The sequence below is a fragment of the Streptomyces sp. NPDC041968 genome (assembly GCF_055589025.1).
In genome coordinates this window covers 330,211-346,721 of the sequence record NZ_JBVJCB010000001.1, presented here as the reverse complement: position 1 = coordinate 346,721, position 16,511 = coordinate 330,211, and the positions used below count along the sequence as shown (strand labels likewise).

Here is a 16,511-nt window from a genome sequence, read left to right as displayed (position 1 = left end):
GCCCCGTGTACCGCGCCGGCCCGTTCATCCCGTGCCCTCCCCGCCGCTCGCCGCCATGAGGCCGCTGCGCTCGCGGTCCGCCAGGCGCCACACGTCCTCCAGGGGGGCGCCCCGGGGGACGCCCACGGCGGTCCAGCCCGCCTCGCGCAACATCCGCAGCCGCTCCCCGCCCCCGTCCGGCGGGCCGGGGACCGGGGCCGGTCCCCCCGCCCAGACCCCGCCGTCCAGCACGAAGGCGACGGCACCACCGCTGCGCTGCCGCATCCTGGCGGCCACCGCGGCCTGCTCCTCGTCCAGATCGCCGAAGAACGCCACCAGCAGCCCCTCGTTCCCGCCCCGCAGCACGTCGTAGGCGCGGGACAGGCCCGTGCCGTCGGAGTGGTCGATCACGGCGAGGGTGTCCATCATCAGCCCGGCCGCGTCCGCCGTGCCCTGGCTCGCGCCCGTGAAGCCGTCGGCGCCCTCGCCGGGCACCGAGTCACCGGTGTCCGTGAGCAACCGGACGGAGAAGCCCCGCTCCAGCATGTGCACCAGGACGGAGGCCGCGCCCGACACCGCCCATTCGAAGGCGGAGTCGGGGCCCGCGCCGTCGTAGGCCAGGCCCCGGGTGTCCAGGAGCACCGTGCAGCGGGCCCGCTGGGGCTGCTCCTCGCGGCGCACCATCAGCTCGCCGTAGCGCGCGGTGGAGCGCCAGTGCACGCGGCGCAGGTCGTCGCCGTGGCGGTACCCGCGCGGGATCACGTCGTCGTCGCCCGCCAGCGCGAGCGAGCGCTGCCGGCCCTCGCCGTACCCCCTCGCCTCCCCGCTCAGCCGCACCGGCGGCAACGCCTCCACCCGCGGGACGACGGTCAGGGTGTCGTACGTGGAGAAGGAGCGGGTCAGCTCGCACAGGCCGAACGGATCGGTCAGGCGCAGTTGCAGCGGACCCAGCGGGTAGCGGCCGCGCAGGTCCGAGCGGACCCGGTAGGACACCTCGCGGCGGCCGCCCGGCTCCACCCGGTCGAGGACGAAGCGGGGGCGCGGCCCCAGCACGTAGGGGACGCGGTCCTGGAGCATCAGCAGACCCGTGGGCAGCCGCGAGACGTTGTCGACGCGCAGGTGGACCCGGGCCTCGGCACCCGCGGATACCCGCCCCGGGGAGAGCCGGCGGCTGCCCGCCACCCGGTAGCGGGTGCGGTAGAGCACGGTCGCGCAGAGCAGGGGCAGCACGCTCAGCAGCAGCCCGACCCGCAGCAGGTCGCTCTGTCCGAGGACGTAGGCGCAGATCGCGGCGGCGATGCCGGCGGCCAGGAAGGAACGCCCACGGGTGGTCAGACCGGACAGGGCGGTGCGGATGCCGCCGCCCTCGCCCCGGTCGTCCTCCGACCGGTCCGTCCCCCCGGTGTCCATCACAGCCTCCGCGGCGGTTGCTGGCCGTACGCCGGCGCGCCGCGGCCCATGCCGAGGCCCGACTGCTGCTGGGGCGCCGCCGGCACCGGAGTGCGTTGCAGGATCTCCTGGACCACCTGCTCGGCGGTGCGGCGGCCCAGCTGGGCCTGGGCGGTGGGCAGCAGACGGTGGGCCAGGACGGCGACCGCGAGGGCCTGCACGTCGTCCGGCAGCGCGTACTCCCGGCCGCTCAGGGCGGCGGACGCCTTCGCCGCGCGCAGCAGGTGCAGCGTGGCGCGCGGCGAGGCGCCGAGTCTGAGGTCGGGGTGGGTGCGCGTGGCGGCGACCAGGTCCACGGCGTACCGCCGGACCGGGTCCGCGACGTGGACGCCCCGGACGGTCTCGATCAGCTTGAGGATCTCGTGCGCGTGCGCCACCGGCTGGAGGTCGTCCAGCGGGTTCACCCCGCCGTGGACGTCGAGCATCTGCAGCTCGGCCTCCGGGCTGGGATAGCCGATGGAGACCCGCGCCATGAAGCGGTCGCGCTGGGCCTCCGGCAGCGGATAGGTGCCCTCCATCTCGACCGGGTTCTGCGTCGCCACCACCATGAAGGGGCTGGGCAGCTCGTAGGTCTGCCCGTCGATGGTGACCTGGCGCTCCTCCATCGACTCCAGCAGCGCGGACTGGGTCTTGGGCGAGGCACGGTTGATCTCGTCGCCGATCACCACCTGCGCGAAGATGGCACCCGGCTTGAACTCGAAGTCCCGGCGCTGCTGGTCCCAGATGGAGACCCCGGTGATGTCCGAGGGCAGCAGGTCCGGCGTGAACTGGATCCGGCGCACGGAGCAGTCGATCGACCGTGCCAGGGCCTTGGCCAGCATGGTCTTGCCGACGCCGGGGACATCCTCGATCAACAGGTGTCCCTCGGCGAGCAGCACGGTCAGGGAGAGCCGTACGACCTCGGGCTTGCCCTCGATCACGTCCTCCACCGAAGCGCGTACGCGCTCGACCACAGCGGTCAGATCATCCCCCACGCTCGAATACGTTCGCGAGGGGGCACCCCCATGGCTCGCCTGATCGTCATAGGTCGTCACCCGGCCCTCCTCGGCCTTGCCCGCGCTTCCTGGGAAGCGGGGGTACCCCAACTTGCCGGGCCGTCCCTGACGTGCGGACCGGCCCCACCCCGAATCACGGACATCGCGCGGAAAAAGTTCCGCGCGACATCACTTCCCGCATTCTTGCTGCCGTTACCGATTCGTGTCACTCGCCTGTGGACAACTGCCCGCGATATGTCAGGCCTTACGGTGTTTGCGGTGCTTGTGCGGCGAGGGTCGTCGGGGTGGGCGGCCGGATCAGGCGGCGTCGACCTCGCGGAGCAGGCCCGTCTTCACGTCGTAGACGAAGCCGCGTACGTCGTCCGTGTGCGGCAGGAACGGCGAGGTCCGGACCCGCCGGATGGACTGCCGTACGTCCTGGTCGACGTCGCGGAAGGACTCCACCGCCCAGCCGGGGCGCTGGCCGACCTCCAGCTCCAGCTCGTGCCGGAACTCCTCGGTGAGGGTCTCCATGCCGCACGCCGTGTGGTGGACGAGGATGACGCTGCGGGTGCCGAGCGCCCGCTGGCTGATGGTGAGGGAGCGGATCACGTCGTCGGTGACGGCACCGCCGGCGTTGCGGATGACGTGGCAGTCGCCGTTGCGCAGACCGAGCGCGGCGGTCACGTCCAGGCGCGCGTCCATGCAGGCCACGACGGCGGCCTGCAGGGCGGGGCGGCCCGCCAGCTCGGCGTCGGCGAACTCGGTGGCGTACCGCGCGTTCGCCTCGACGAACCGGTCGGTGGCGGAACCGGCGCCGGTGGCGGCTGATGCGGAGCCCTCGGGGATCGATGCAGAAGTCGTCATAACCATGACGTTACTGGTCACCCCCGCTCCGGACTCGCTGAGAAGAGGGACAAAGAACGTCATCGCGGCTTGTTGTGAGCCACCCCACAGACCCGGACGGGCGCGTCCGAGCGGGTGAAGTGCCACCTCGCGCCGATTCGTGCGCGCCCGCGTCCGCGACGCGCAGGCCGGTTGATTGACCGGGCGACACGGTGGACTAAAGTGACGCGAAGCGGGAGGCGAGGCTCTCCCTGCTGGACTGAAACCCCGGAGACCTGGACGACGTTCCGCCAGATCTCCCCACGTGCGCGGCGCGTACGTACGGCTCGGCCTCCTCCCGCTCCCGGCCGGCCGACGCCTCCGGCGCCGGCAGGCCTCCCCTTCACGAGCGAGCGGGAGGGGACCCGGCGGTGCGTGACGCCGTGCCGGACCTGAGAGGCCGCCCCACTTGAGTCAGAGTCGACACGTCCCGGTGATGCTCCAGCGGTGCCTGGACCTGCTGGCGCCCGCCCTCCAGGAGCCGGGCGCCGTGGTCGTCGACTGCACGCTGGGACTCGGCGGACACAGCGAGGCGCTCCTCACCCGCTTCCCCGACGCCCGCCTCGTCGCCCTCGACCGGGACAAGGAGGCGCTGCGCCTGTCCGGCGAGCGGCTCGCCCCGTACGGGGAACGCGCCACCCTCGTGCACGCCGTGTACGACGAACTGCCCGACGTGCTGGACCGCCTCGGCGTCCCGCGTGTCCAGGGCGTGCTGTTCGACCTCGGCGTCTCCTCCATGCAGCTCGACGAGGCCGACCGCGGTTTCGCCTACGCCCAGGACGCCCCGCTCGACATGCGCATGGACCAGACGACCGGCATGAGCGCCGCCGAGGTCCTCAACACCTACCCGCCGGGCGAACTCGTCCGCATCCTGCGGGCGTACGGCGAGGAGAAGCAGGCCAAGCGGATCGTGTCCGCGATCGTGCGGGAGCGCGACAAGGAGCCGTTCAGCAACAGCGCGCGGCTCGTGGAGCTGATCCGGGCCGCCCTGCCGCAGGCCGCCAAGCGCACCGGTGGCAACCCGGCCAAGCGCACCTTCCAGGCCCTGCGCATCGAGGTCAACGGTGAGCTGTCCGTCCTGGAGCGGGCGGTCCCGGCCGCCGTCGAGGCCCTCGACGTGGGCGGACGGATCGCCGTCCTCTCGTACCACTCCCTGGAGGACCGGCTCGTCAAGCAGGTGTTCGCGGCCGGCGCGGCGAACACCGCACCTCCCGGACTGCCGGTCGTACCCGAACGCTACGCGCCCCGGCTCAAGCTGCTCACGCGCGGTGCCGAACTTCCCACCGAGCAGGAGATCGCCGAGAACCGGCGGGCGGCGCCGGCCCGGCTGCGCGGAGCCCAGCGGATCAGGGAGTCCATCGGGTGAAGCGAGTGAGGCAGGCCAGGTGCGGGTGCGGACGGTCCACCCGGTCCGAGGGGAGGGCGAGTGGGTAGGAACCCCGAGCTGAAGGGGCGGGCGGCCCGGCTGGCTCAGCTCTTCCCACCCGGCGGCGCACGGGGCCAGGCGGCCCGCGCCCCCTTCGTCCTCCTCGTGGTCGTCCTCCTCGGCGGCGGCCTCATCGGGCTCCTGCTGCTGAACTCCGCCCTCAGCGAAGGCTCGTTCCAGCTGGACGACCTGAAGCAGGAGACGAAGGAGCTCACCGACGAGGAGCAGGCGCTCCAGCGGGACATCGACGCCTACTCCGCCCCCCGCGCCCTCCAGCGCCGCGCCCGCGAGCTGGGCATGGTGCCCGGCGGCGACCCCGCCTTCCTCGCCCCCGACGGCTCCGTCAAGGGCTCGCCGAGCCCCGCCCCCACCGAGGTCCCCCCGCTGGTCGTGGCCCCCGAGGCACTGACCGCGCCACCCGGCACCGACCCGCTCTCGGTGGACACGTCCGGCACCGGCACGTCCCCCACCGCCGCGCCCTCCACCGCCGGGCCGTCCGGCACGGCGGCCGGCTCCACGGCAGCGACCGACCCGACCCCGACCCCCGGCAGGTGACGGAAGTGTCCGACAGGGAACCGCCGCGCCGCCGTGTGCCCGGACCCGCCAGGCCCGTCCGCCCCGGCGGACGGCGGCAGCCGGGCCCCGGCGCCCGGCCCGCCCGCCGACCGGGCCCGCCCCGGCCGGCCGCGCCCCGTGTCATCCGGCTGGGCAGCCCCCGCCCGCGGCTGCGCCTGATCGGTCTCGCGCTGACCCTGGTGCTGTCCGCGTTCGTCGTACGGCTGCTCCAGGTGCAGGCCGTCGACGCCGGCACGTACACCGCCAAGGCCGAGCAGAACCACTACGTCGTCCACAAACTCCCCTCCGAGCGCGGTGGGATCACCGACCGCAACGGCGTCGCCCTCGCGTCCACCGTGGACGCCTACGACATCACCGCCGACCCGACGCTGTTCACCCGCGAGCAGCTGAAGGTCGGCGACGGCCCCGAGCAGGCGGCGGCGCTCCTCGCGCCGATCCTCGGAGAGGACCAGGAGGACCTGGTCGACCGGCTCCGCCCCGAGAACGGGAAGCTGCGCTACGTCGTCCTCGCCCGCCGGCAGACCCCGCAGGTCTGGAACCAGATCAAGGACCTGAAGAGCGCGCTCACCAAGAAGGCGGAGACGGACAAGTCCGTGGTCAACGTCCTCGCGGGCGTCCTCGCCGACCCCAGCAGCAAGCGCGTGTACCCGGGCGGCGACCTCGCCGCCTCCATCCTGGGCTGGGTCAACGCCGACGGCGAGGGCGGCGGCGGCCTCGAACGGAAGCTGAACGGGACGCTGGCCGGCAAGGACGGCGAGATCCGCTACGTGCAGTCCGGCGGCCGCCAGGTGCCCACCGCCGGCTCCACGGAGACGCCCGCCGTGCCCGGCAGCGACGTCGAGCTGACCATCGACCGCGACATCCAGTGGGCCGCCCAGGAGGCGATCAGCGCGCAGGTGGAGAAGTCCAAGGCGGACGGGGGCTACGTCATCGTCCAGGACACGGCCACCGGCGAGATCCTGGCCATGGCCAACTCGCCCGGCTTCGACCCGGCCGACCTCGCCCACGCCGACCCCGACGCGCTCGGCAACGCCGCCCTCCAGGACGCCTTCGAGCCCGGCTCCACCGCCAAGGTGATGTCGATGGCCGCCGTACTGGAGGAGAACGCCGCCACGCCCGGCACCCACATCACCGTCCCCAACCGGCTCAAGCGCGGCGACCGGCTCTTCAAGGACGACGTCGACCACCCGACCTGGTACCTCACGCTCAACGGCGTGCTCGCCAAGTCCAGCAACATCGGCACCATCATGGCCACCGGCGAACTGGGCAAGACCCAGCAGGAGGCCAACAAGGTGCTCCACTCCTACCTGCGCAGGTTCGGCCTCGGCGAGTACAGCGGGCTCGGCTTCCCCGGGGAGACCAAGGGCATCCTGGCGCCGCCCGACCAGTGGTCGACCTCGCAGCAGTACACGATTCCTTTCGGCCAGGGCGTGTCCGTGAACGCGCTGCAGGCGGCCTCCGTCTACTCGACCATCGCCAACGGCGGCGTCCGCGTCGAACCCACGCTCGTACGCGGCACCCAGGGCGACGACGACCGCTTCACGCCGGCCCCCGAGCCCAAGAAGACCCGGGTGATCAGCGAAAAGACCGCCAAGACCCTCGCGCAGATGCTGGAGTCCGTCGTCGACGACGAGGAAGGCACCGGCACCAAGGCCCGTATCCCCGGCTACCGGGTCGCGGGCAAGACGGGGACGGCCAACCGGGTGGATCCGGCCACCGGCCAGTACAAGGGGTACACCTCGTCGTTCGCCGGGTTCGCCCCCGCCGACAAGCCCCGCGTCACCGTCTACTGCGCCATCCAGAACGCCACCCAGGGCAGCTACTTCGGCGGCCAGATCTGCGGCCCCATCTACAAGCAGGTCATGGAGTTCGCCCTGAAGACCCTCCAGATCCCGCCGACCGGGGCCGCCCCCGCGAGACTCCCGGTCGCCTTCAAGCCCTGACGAACCGAGCCAGAACCCGGCCAGAACCGAGTCCGCAACCGAGCCAGTACCGAGCCAGCGCCGTTTCAGTACCGAGCCACCAGGAACCACCCGTGACAACGATCACCCCCGAGCCCGGGAACCAGAGCAGCCCCAGCCCCTCACTTCGCCGGGAAGCGGGTACGCCCGGTACGCTCACCGCCGTGCCACACGCTGATCAGTCCCAAACCACCCAGAAGGGCCACCCCGTGACCTACCCGGGACCGCCCCGTCCGGTGCGGAACTCCGCCACACCCCTCGCGGAACTCGCCGGTCAACTGGGTGTCGCCGTGCCCGACGGCACCGCCGCCGTCACGGGCATCACCCATGACTCGCGCGCCGTCCGGCCCGGTGACCTCTACGCCGCCCTGCCCGGTGCCCGGCTGCACGGAGCGGACTTCGCCACCCAGGCCGCCGGCCTCGGCGCCGCAGCCGTGCTGACCGACCCGGCCGGCGCGGAGCGCGTCGCGGCCGCCGGCCTGCCGGCCCTGGTCGTCGACGACCCGCGCGCGCGGATGGGTGAGCTGGCGGCCACGATCTACGGCCACCCCGGCCGCGACCTCCTCCAGATCGGCATCACCGGCACCTCCGGCAAGACCACCACCGCCTACCTCGTCGAGGGCGGTCTGCGCACGGCGAAGTCCACCGGGCTGATCGGCACGGTCGAGATGCGCATCGGCGACGAGCGCATCAAGTCCGAGCGCACCACGCCCGAGGCCACCGACCTCCAGGCCCTGTTCGCGGTGATGCGCGAGCGCGGCACCGAGGCGGTCGCGATGGAGGTCTCCAGCCACGCGCTGGTACTCGGCCGGGTCGACGCGTGCGTCTTCGACATCGCGGTCTTCACCAACCTCAGCCCGGAGCACATGGAGTTCCACTCCGGCATGGAGGACTACTTCCAGGCGAAGGCGCAGCTCTTCACGCCGGAGCGCAGCAGGCTCGGCGTGGTCAACGTCGACGACGAGTACGGACGCCGCCTCGCGAACGAGGCCACCGTGCCGGTCGTCACCTACTCCGCGGAGGGCCACCCCGACGCCGACTGGCGCGCCGACGAGGTCGAGGTCGGCCCGCTGGACTCGACGTTCACCGTGCTGGGCCCCAAGGGCGAGCGCGTGACCGCCAGGTCGCCGCTGGCCGGCCCGTTCAACGTGGCGAACACCCTCGCCGCGATCGTCGCCCTCGCCGCCGCCGGACTCGACCCGCAGTCCGCCGCCGACGGCGTCGCCGCGGTGCCCGGCGTGCCCGGTCGCCTGGAGCGCGTGGACGAGGGCCAGCCGTACCTCGCGGTGGTCGACTACGCCCACAAGACCGACGCCGTCGAGTCCGTCCTGCGCGCCCTGCGCAAGGTCACCGAGGGCAGGCTGCACGCCGTGCTCGGCTGCGGCGGCGACCGGGACACCACCAAGCGGGAGCCGATGGGCGCCGCCGTGGCACGGTTCGCCGACACCGCCGTGCTGACCTCCGACAACCCCCGCTCCGAGGACCCCCTCGCGATCCTCGCCACCATGCTCCAGGGCGCGGCCTCCGTGCCCGCGCACGAGCGCGGCGAGGTCCAGGTCTTCGAGGACCGGGCCGCCGCGATCGCCGCCGCCGTCGCCCGGGCCGAGCCCGGCGACACCGTGCTGGTGGCGGGCAAGGGCCACGAGCAGGGCCAGGACATCGCCGGAGTGGTCCGCCCCTTCGACGACCGCCAGGTGCTGCGCGAAGCCATCAGGAAGACCCCCGTCCACAAGACCCAGGGATGAAGTCCCGAATGATCCAGATGATCCAGGGGATGAACTTGTGATCGCCCTCTCTCTCGCCGAGATCGCAGAAGTCGTCGGCGGGCGGATGCATGACATACCGGACGCGTCCGTGCAGGTCACCGGGCCGGTCGTCCGGGACTCGCGGGAAGCGGGGCCCGGCTGCCTGTTCGTCGCCTTCGTCGGCGAGCGGGTGGACGGCCACGACTGGGCGGCGCCGGTCGTCGAGGCGGGCGCGGTGGCCGTGCTCGGCTCCCGGCCCGTCGGCGTGCCCGCGATCGTCGTGGACGACGTGCAGACCGCCCTCGGAGCCCTCGCCCGGCACGTCGTGCGGCGCCTCGGCACCACCCTCGTGGCCCTCACCGGGTCGGCCGGCAAGACCAGCACCAAGGACCTCATCGCCCAGGTCCTGCGCCGCAAGGCGCCCACGGTGTTCACGCCGGGCTCCATGAACAACGAGGTCGGGCTGCCGCTCACCGCGCTCACCGCCACCGACGAGACCAGGTTCCTCGTCCTGGAGATGGGCGCCCGCGGCATCGGCCACATCCGCTACCTCTGCGAGCTGACCCCGCCGAAGGTCGGCCTCGTCCTCAACGTCGGCTCCGCGCACATCGGCGAGTTCGGCGGCCGGGAGCAGATCGCGCAGGCCAAGGGCGAACTCGTCGAGGCGCTGCCGTCGGCCGAGGAGGGGGGCACCGCGATCCTCAACGCGGACGACCCGCTCGTACGGGCCATGGCCTCCCGAACGAAGGCGAAGGTGATCCTTTTCGGAGAGTCCGACGAAGCGGACGTTCGTGGCGAGAACGTGCGACTCACGGACAGTGGACAGCCCTCGTTCAGGCTTCACACACCCTCCGGTGCAAGCGATGTGACCATGCGCCTGTACGGTGAGCACCACGTGTCGAACGCGCTCGCCGCGGCCGCCGTCGCCCACGAGTTGGGCATGTCCGCAGACGAGATCGCCACCGCGCTCTCCGAGGCGGGCTCCCTCTCCCGCTGGCGGATGGAGGTCACCGAGCGCCCGGACGGCGTGACGGTCGTCAACGACGCCTACAACGCGAACCCCGAGTCGATGAAGGCCGCGCTGCGTGCGCTGGTCGCCATGGGCAAAGCCGCACAGGCGAAGGGGGGCCGTACGTGGGCGGTGCTCGGCAAGATGGCCGAGCTCGGGGACGAGGCGCTCGCCGAGCACGACGCGGTCGGACGGCTCGCCGTCCGGCTCAACGTCAGCAAGCTCGTCGCGGTCGGGGGCAGGGAAGCCCAATGGCTGCAACTGGGCGCATATAACGAGGGTTCGTGGGGTGAGGAGTCGGTGCACGTGTCCGACGCACAGGCGGCGGTCGACCTGTTGCGCAGCGAGTTGCGCCCGGGAGACGTCGTACTCGTGAAGGCGTCCCGTTCGGTGGGTCTGGAGAGCGTCGCCGCGGCGCTGCTGGAGACCGGCGCCGAGGGTGAGGTCGCCGCCCGATGATGAAGCAGATCCTGTTCGCGGGCGTCATTGGCCTCTTCCTGACGCTGGTCGGCACCCCGCTGCTGATCAAGCTGCTGGCCCGCAAGGGCTACGGCCAGTACATCCGCGACGACGGACCGCGCGAGCACGCCAGCAAGCGCGGTACGCCGACGATGGGCGGTATCGCCTTCATCTTCGCCACGGTCGCCGCCTACTTCCTGGCCAAGGTGATCACCAGCTACCTGGACCCCGAGGCGGACGCGGCGCCGACCTTCTCGGGCCTGCTGGTGCTCGGCCTGATGGTGGGCATGGGCCTGGTCGGCTTCCTCGACGACTACATCAAGATCGTCAAGAGGCGTTCGCTGGGCCTGCGGGCCAAGGCGAAGATGGCCGGCCAGCTGATCGTCGGCATCGCGTTCGCGGTGCTCTCGCTCCAGTTCGCGGACAACCGCGGCAACACCCCGGCCTCCACCAAGCTGTCGTTCATCACCGACTTCGGCTGGTCCATCGGCCCGGTGCTGTTCGTCATCTGGGCGCTGTTCATGATCCTCGCGATGTCGAACGGCGTGAACCTGACCGACGGTCTGGACGGTCTGGCCACCGGCGCCTCCGTCCTGGTCTTCGGCGCGTACACCTTCATCGGCGTCTGGCAGTTCCAGGAGTCCTGCGCCAACGCGCTGACCCTCACCAACCCGGGCGCCTGCTACGAGGTGCGCGACCCGCTCGACCTCGCGGTGGTCTCCTCCGCGCTGATGGGCGCCTGCCTCGGCTTCCTGTGGTGGAACACCTCGCCGGCCAAGATCTTCATGGGCGACACCGGTTCGCTCGCGCTCGGCGGCGTGCTGGCGGGTCTGGCGATCTGCTCGCGCACCGAGCTGCTGATGGCCATCCTCGGCGGTCTGTTCGTCCTGATCACCATGTCGGTGGTCATCCAGGTCGGCTCCTTCCGCCTCACCGGCAAACGCGTCTTCCGGATGGCGCCACTCCAGCACCACTTCGAACTCAAGGGCTGGTCCGAGGTCCTTGTGGTGGTCCGCTTCTGGATCATCCAGGGCATCTGCGTGATCGTCGGACTGGGCCTCTTCTACGCGGGATGGGCAGCGGACAAGTGACCTCCTCCTCGGTGCCTTCCGAATTCCAGGGCAAGCACGTCACTGTCGCCGGCCTCGGCGTCTCCGGCGTCCCGGCGGCCAGGGTGCTGCACGGCCTCGGCGCACGCGTCACGGTCGTCAACGACGGCGACGACGAGCGCGCGCGGGCGCAGGCGGCGGACCTGGAGGCGCTCGGCGTCACCGTGCGCCTCGGCGACGGCTCCGCCGCGGCCCTGCCCGAGGGCACCGAGCTGATCGTCACCGCGCCGGGCTGGAAGCCGGACAAGCCGCTGTTCACGGCGGCCCGCGAGGCCGGCGTCCCCGTCTGGGGCGACGTCGAACTGGCCTGGCGCCTGCGCGGTCTGGACGGCAGGGAGCCGGCGCCCTGGCTGGCGGTCACCGGCACCAACGGCAAGACCACCACCGTCCAGATGCTCGCGTCGATCCTGAAGGCGGCCGGCCTGCGCACCGCCGCCGTCGGCAACATCGGTGTCTCGCTGCTGGACGCGGTCACCGGCGACGAGGAGTACGACGTCCTCGCGGTGGAGCTGTCCAGCTACCAGCTCCACTGGGCGTCCTCGCCGCGCGCCCACTCGGCCGCCGTGCTCAACCTCGCCCCGGACCACCTCGACTGGCACGGCTCCATGGAGGCCTACGCCGCCGACAAGGGCCGCGTCTACGAGGGCAATCGCGTCGCCTGCGTCTACAACGTGGCCGACAAGGCGACCGAGGACCTGGTCCGCGAGGCCGACGTCGAGGAGGGCTGCCGCGCCGTCGGCTTCACCCTCGGCACCCCGGCCCCGGGTCAACTCGGCGTCGTGGAGGGCCTCCTGGTCGACCGGGCCTTCGTCGAGGACCGGCAGAAGAACGCCCAGGAGCTCGCCGAGATCTCCGACGTGAACCCGCCGGCCCCGCACAACATCGCCAACGCCCTCGCCGCGGCGGCCCTCGCCCGTGCCTACGGCGTCTCCGCCGCCGCCGTACGCGACGGACTGCGGGCCTTCACGCCCGACGCCCACCGCATCGCGCACGTCGCCGACGTCGACGGGGTGGCGTACGTGGACGACTCCAAGGCGACCAACACCCACGCCACCGAGGCCTCCTTGGCGGCGTACCGGTCGATCGTCTGGATCGCCGGGGGGCTGGCCAAGGGCGCGTCCTTCGACGAGCTGGTCGCGGGGGCGGCGAAGCGCCTGCGCGGAGCCGTGCTCATCGGCGCCGACCGCGCCCTGATCCGCGAAGCCCTGGCGCGACACGCGCCCGAGGTACCCGTGGTCGACCTCGACCGGACCGACACTGGGGCGATGCTCCAGGCCGTCCAGGAGGCCCAGCGACTCGCCCGGCCCGGTGACACGGTGCTGCTGGCCCCGGCCTGTGCCTCCATGGACATGTTCACCAACTACAACCAGCGTGGTGACGCGTTCGCGGAGGCCGTTCGCGAACTCGGCGCCTGACCCGGCCGCCTCCTGCGCCGGGCGACCTCGGGAGGGACGCGTGGGACGGTCCATGCCGACGTACAGCGGAGGCCACGATGCCCGGTAGCCCTCAGAGCCGTACCGGGCGCCCGCCCGTGCAGCAGCGGGCCGTCAAGCGCCCCGCCGCGCCGGGGCCGGTGCACGAGAACCCCGTGCTCCGCCTCTACCACCGCCTGCGCCGCGCCTGGGACCGGCCGCTGACCGCGTACTACCTGATCTCGGGCGGCAGCGCGCTGATCACCGTGCTCGGCCTGGTGATGGTCTACTCGGCCTCCCAGATCACCGCGCTCCAGCTGTCGCTGCCGGGCTCGTACTTCTTCCGCAAGCAGTTCCTGGCCGCCCTGATCGGCGCCGGGCTGCTGGTGGCCGCCATGCGGATGCCGGTGAAGCTGCACCGCGCGCTGGCCTATCCGATCCTCGCCGGTGCCGTCTTCCTCATGATCCTGGTCCAGGTGCCGGGGATAGGAGTGGCGGTCAACGGCAACCAGAACTGGATCGCCCTGGGCGGCTCCTTCCAGATCCAGCCCAGTGAGTTCGGGAAGCTGGCCCTGGTCCTGTGGGGCGCGGACCTGCTGGCCCGCAAGCAGGACAGGAGGCTGCTGACGCAGTGGAAGCACATGCTGGTGCCGCTGGTCCCGGCCGCCTTCATGCTGCTCGGGCTGATCATGATCGGCGGCGACATGGGTACGGCGATCATCCTGACCGCCATCCTCTTCGGCCTGTTGTGGCTGGCCGGCGCCCCCACCCGGCTGTTCGCCGGGGTGCTGTCGATCGCCGTGCTGCTGGGGTTCATCCTCATCAAGACCAGCCCCAACCGCATGGCCCGGCTGAACTGCCTGGGCGCCACCGACCCCGGGCCGGGCGACGCCTGCTGGCAGGCCGTGCACGGCATCTACGCCCTCGCCTCGGGCGGACTGTTCGGTTCCGGACTGGGCGCCAGTGTGGAGAAATGGGGGCAACTCCCGGAAGCCCACACGGACTTCATCTTCGCCGTCACCGGTGAGGAACTGGGTCTGGCGGGGACGCTGTCGGTGCTCGCCCTCTTCGCGGCTCTAGGCTATGCGGGTATCCGCGTGGCCGGACGCACGGAGGACCCCTTCGTGAGGTATGCCGCGGGAGGCGTGACCACCTGGATCACGGCCCAGGCCGTGATCAACATCGGTGCGGTCCTCGGGCTGCTGCCGATCGCCGGTGTCCCGCTCCCGCTGTTCTCCTACGGGGGTTCCGCCCTGCTGCCGACCATGTTCGCCATCGGTCTGCTGATCGCCTTCGCGCGTGACGAGCCCGGTGCGCGGGCGGCGCTCGCGCTGCGGCAACCTCGCTTTGGTAGAAAGCGGGGAGCCGGGGGCACCGGGTCCAAGCGGAGCCCACGGAGTTGGAACACGATGCGACGGCGTGCCTCGGCGGCGCGCTCGTCCGGAGAGCGGTGAATTTCGGTGCATGTCGTACTCGCCGGCGGAGGAACCGCGGGCCACATCGAGCCCGCGCTCGCCCTCGCGGACGCCCTGCGCAGGCAGGATCCGACCGTGGGGATCACGGCCCTGGGCACGGAACGCGGCCTCGAGACCCGCCTCGTACCCGAGCGCGGGTACGAACTGGCGCTGATCCCGGCCGTACCGCTGCCGCGCAAGCCCACCCCCGAGCTGATCACCGTCCCGGGCCGGCTGCGCGGCACCATCAAGGCGACCGAGCAGATCCTGGAACGCACCAAGGCGGACGCCGTGGTCGGCTTCGGCGGCTACGTCGCCCTGCCCGGCTACCTCGCGGCCAAGCGGCTCGGCGTGCCGATCGTCGTCCACGAGGCCAACGCCCGCCCGGGCCTGGCCAACAAGATCGGCTCGCGCTACGCCGCACAGGTCGCCGTCTCGACCCCGGACAGCAAGCTGCGCAACTCCCGCTACATCGGCATCCCGCTGCGCCGCTCCATCGCCACCCTGGACCGGGCCGCCGCCCGCCCCGAGGCCCGCGCGGCGTTCGGCCTCGACCCCAACCTGCCCACGCTGCTGGTCACCGGCGGCTCGCAGGGCGCCCGCCGCCTCAACGAGGTCGTCCAGCAGGTCGCGCCCTGGCTCCAGCAGGCCGGAATCCAGATCCTGCACGCGGTCGGTCCCAAGAACGAACTGCCGCAGGTCCACCAGATGCCGGGAATGCCCCCGTACATCCCGGTAAGTTACCTGGACCGGATGGACCTCGCGTACGCCGCGGCCGACATGATGCTCTGCCGTGCGGGCGCGATGACCGTCGCCGAGCTCTCCGCCGTCGGACTCCCGGCCGCCTACGTCCCGCTGCCCATCGGCAACGGCGAACAGCGGCTCAACGCCCAGCCGGTGGTCAAGGCCGGCGGCGGACTGCTGGTCGACGACGCGGAGCTGACGCCGGAGTGGCTGCAGCACAACGTCCTGCCCGTGCTGGCCGACCCGCACCGGCTGTACGAGATGTCCCGCGCCGCCGCCGAGTTCGGCCGCCGGGACGCCGACGACCTCCTCGTCGGCATGGTGTACGAGGCGATCGCCGCCCGCGCGCACCGCTAGACACTGACGGAAGGCAGGGGAGCGTGGCCGGACCGACCACCGCCGAGCGCGGGGAACGTCAGCAGGAGTCGTCCGGCCCGCCCCGTGCGCGCCGGTTCGGCCCGCCCCGACTTCGTACGATCATCATCCTGGGCGTCGCCCTTGTGCTCGTCGCGGGCGGGACCTTCTGGCTGCTCTACAGTTCGGGCTGGACGCGTGTCGAACGCGTTTCGGTCGCCGGAACCCGTGTGCTGACGCCCGCGCAGGTGCGCGAGGCCGCCGACGTGCCCGTCGGGGAACCGCTGGTCTCCGTCGACACCGAGGCGATCGAGGCCCGGCTGCGCAGGGAGCTGCCCCGCATCGACGAGATCGAGGCCGAGCGTTCCTGGCCGCACGGGATCGAGCTGAAAGTGAAGGAGCGGACTCCGGTTCTGGTGGTCGAAAAAGGCCGGAAGTTCGTGGAAGTGGACGCGGAAGGTGTCCGTTACGCCACGGTTTCCCGGGCCCCGAAAGGCGTGCCCGAGCTGGAATTGAAGCCCGCGCGGTCCGGTTCGGCCGCGGCCAGCCTGCGCCGCTTCGACGAGGACCGCCTGGTGGTGGAGGCGGTGCGGGCGGCGGGCCGCCTTCCGGACCCGGTCGCCCGGGACGCACGGGTCGTCAAGGTCCGTTCCTACGACGACATCTCGGTCGAACTGAGCGGGGGCCGGACCGTCGCCTGGGGGAGCGGGGAGCAGGGGGCGCGCAAGGCCGGCGCGCTCACCGCGCTGATGAAAGCGGCGCCCGGGGCGCGGCACTTCGACGTCAGTGTTCCCACGGCCCCGGCGTCATCAGGGAGTTGACGGGTATACACGCAGGCCAGCACCCTGGTTGGGCAGCGCTACGGCTGATCACATAGGGTGAAAAGAAAAACGGGAGGTTCGGCGTGTTCGTTGAACGTGCGCCACTTGTCGACTTAGTGTCCTGTTCAGAAGACTCCAAGGAACAGACACACTG

13 protein-coding genes are annotated in these 16,511 nt (G+C 72.0%); 10 read left to right on the top strand and 3 right to left on the bottom strand.

Features of this window, described 5'->3' with window-relative positions:
* Nucleotides 1-24 precede the first annotated feature (24 nt).
* From ACZ6EG_RS01585 to ACZ6EG_RS01575, 3 genes are all read right to left on the bottom strand, one after another.
* Nucleotides 25-1,389 (bottom strand): DUF58 domain-containing protein, encoded by a 1,365-nt coding sequence (locus ACZ6EG_RS01585; RefSeq protein ID WP_469600659.1) that lies wholly within the window; start codon nt 1,387-1,389, stop codon nt 25-27.
* A complete protein-coding gene (locus ACZ6EG_RS01580; RefSeq protein WP_391967659.1) occupies nt 1,389-2,462 on the bottom strand; it encodes an AAA family ATPase in 1,074 nt (357 codons plus the stop codon). The genes ACZ6EG_RS01585 and ACZ6EG_RS01580 overlap by 1 nt, the downstream gene beginning before the upstream one ends.
* A gap of 258 nt (nt 2,463-2,720) precedes the next feature.
* The gene (locus ACZ6EG_RS01575) at nt 2,721-3,269 is read right to left on the bottom strand and encodes a beta-class carbonic anhydrase (RefSeq protein WP_391967658.1); all 549 of its coding nucleotides are present in this window, start codon (nt 3,267-3,269) and stop codon (nt 2,721-2,723) included.
* Nucleotides 3,270-3,696: 427 nt separating this feature from the next.
* Between ACZ6EG_RS01575 and rsmH the strand changes: the two genes are divergently transcribed.
* The 10 genes from rsmH to ftsQ all read left to right on the top strand — a co-directional run bounded on the left by rsmH (nt 3,697) and on the right by ftsQ (nt 16,357).
* Nucleotides 3,697-4,653: a 16S rRNA (cytosine(1402)-N(4))-methyltransferase RsmH gene (rsmH, locus tag ACZ6EG_RS01570; protein ID WP_079030121.1), complete on the top strand. Its 957-nt coding sequence runs from the start codon at nt 3,697-3,699 to the stop codon at nt 4,651-4,653.
* 60 nt (nt 4,654-4,713) lie between these two features.
* Complete coding sequence (gene ftsL, locus ACZ6EG_RS01565) at nt 4,714-5,268, top strand: cell division protein FtsL (protein ID WP_469600656.1); 555 nt, start codon at nt 4,714-4,716, stop codon at nt 5,266-5,268.
* The gene (locus tag ACZ6EG_RS01560; protein ID WP_391967656.1) at nt 5,265-7,232 is read left to right on the top strand and encodes a peptidoglycan D,D-transpeptidase FtsI family protein; all 1,968 of its coding nucleotides are present in this window, start codon (nt 5,265-5,267) and stop codon (nt 7,230-7,232) included. The genes ftsL and ACZ6EG_RS01560 overlap by 4 nt, the downstream gene beginning before the upstream one ends.
* A gap of 227 nt (nt 7,233-7,459) precedes the next feature.
* On the top strand, nt 7,460-8,995 hold the full coding sequence (locus ACZ6EG_RS01555) for a UDP-N-acetylmuramoyl-L-alanyl-D-glutamate--2,6-diaminopimelate ligase (protein WP_391968271.1): 1,536 nt from the start codon (nt 7,460-7,462) through the stop codon (nt 8,993-8,995).
* Nucleotides 8,996-9,032: 37 nt separating this feature from the next.
* On the top strand, nt 9,033-10,463 hold the full coding sequence (locus tag ACZ6EG_RS01550) for a UDP-N-acetylmuramoyl-tripeptide--D-alanyl-D-alanine ligase (RefSeq protein ID WP_391967655.1): 1,431 nt from the start codon (nt 9,033-9,035) through the stop codon (nt 10,461-10,463).
* A complete protein-coding gene (mraY, locus tag ACZ6EG_RS01545) occupies nt 10,463-11,554 on the top strand; it encodes a phospho-N-acetylmuramoyl-pentapeptide-transferase (RefSeq protein WP_356608177.1) in 1,092 nt (363 codons plus the stop codon). Before ACZ6EG_RS01550 ends, mraY begins: the two co-directional genes overlap by 1 nt.
* A gap of 11 nt (nt 11,555-11,565) precedes the next feature.
* Nucleotides 11,566-12,987 carry a UDP-N-acetylmuramoyl-L-alanine--D-glutamate ligase gene (gene murD, locus ACZ6EG_RS01540; RefSeq protein WP_469600652.1) on the top strand — a complete coding sequence of 474 codons (1,422 nt, stop codon included), beginning with the start codon at nt 11,566-11,568 and terminating at the stop codon, nt 12,985-12,987.
* Nucleotides 12,988-13,064: 77 nt separating this feature from the next.
* On the top strand, nt 13,065-14,438 hold the full coding sequence (ftsW, locus tag ACZ6EG_RS01535) for a putative lipid II flippase FtsW (RefSeq protein WP_391967653.1): 1,374 nt from the start codon (nt 13,065-13,067) through the stop codon (nt 14,436-14,438).
* A 6-nt stretch (nt 14,439-14,444) separates the two neighbouring features.
* Complete coding sequence (murG, locus tag ACZ6EG_RS01530; protein ID WP_356608127.1) at nt 14,445-15,539, top strand: undecaprenyldiphospho-muramoylpentapeptide beta-N-acetylglucosaminyltransferase; 1,095 nt, start codon at nt 14,445-14,447, stop codon at nt 15,537-15,539.
* Nucleotides 15,540-15,562: 23 nt separating this feature from the next.
* Nucleotides 15,563-16,357 carry a cell division protein FtsQ gene (ftsQ, locus tag ACZ6EG_RS01525; protein WP_469600650.1) on the top strand — a complete coding sequence of 265 codons (795 nt, stop codon included), beginning with the start codon at nt 15,563-15,565 and terminating at the stop codon, nt 16,355-16,357.
* The last annotated feature ends 154 nt before the right edge of the window (nt 16,358-16,511 follow it).

What these genes read in the sequence shown, in the direction of transcription:
- ftsW (WP_391967653.1), top strand. Translation starts at nt 13,065, where the DNA reads ATGCCCGGTAGCCCTCAGAGCCGTACCGGGCGCCCGCCCGTGCAGCAG.
- ACZ6EG_RS01585 (WP_469600659.1), bottom strand. Translation starts at nt 1,389, where the DNA reads ATGGACACCGGGGGGACGGACCGGTCGGAGGACGACCGGGGCGAGGGC.
- ACZ6EG_RS01575 (WP_391967658.1), bottom strand. Translation starts at nt 3,269, where the DNA reads ATGACGACTTCTGCATCGATCCCCGAGGGCTCCGCATCAGCCGCCACC.
- mraY (WP_356608177.1), top strand. Translation starts at nt 10,463, where the DNA reads ATGAAGCAGATCCTGTTCGCGGGCGTCATTGGCCTCTTCCTGACGCTG.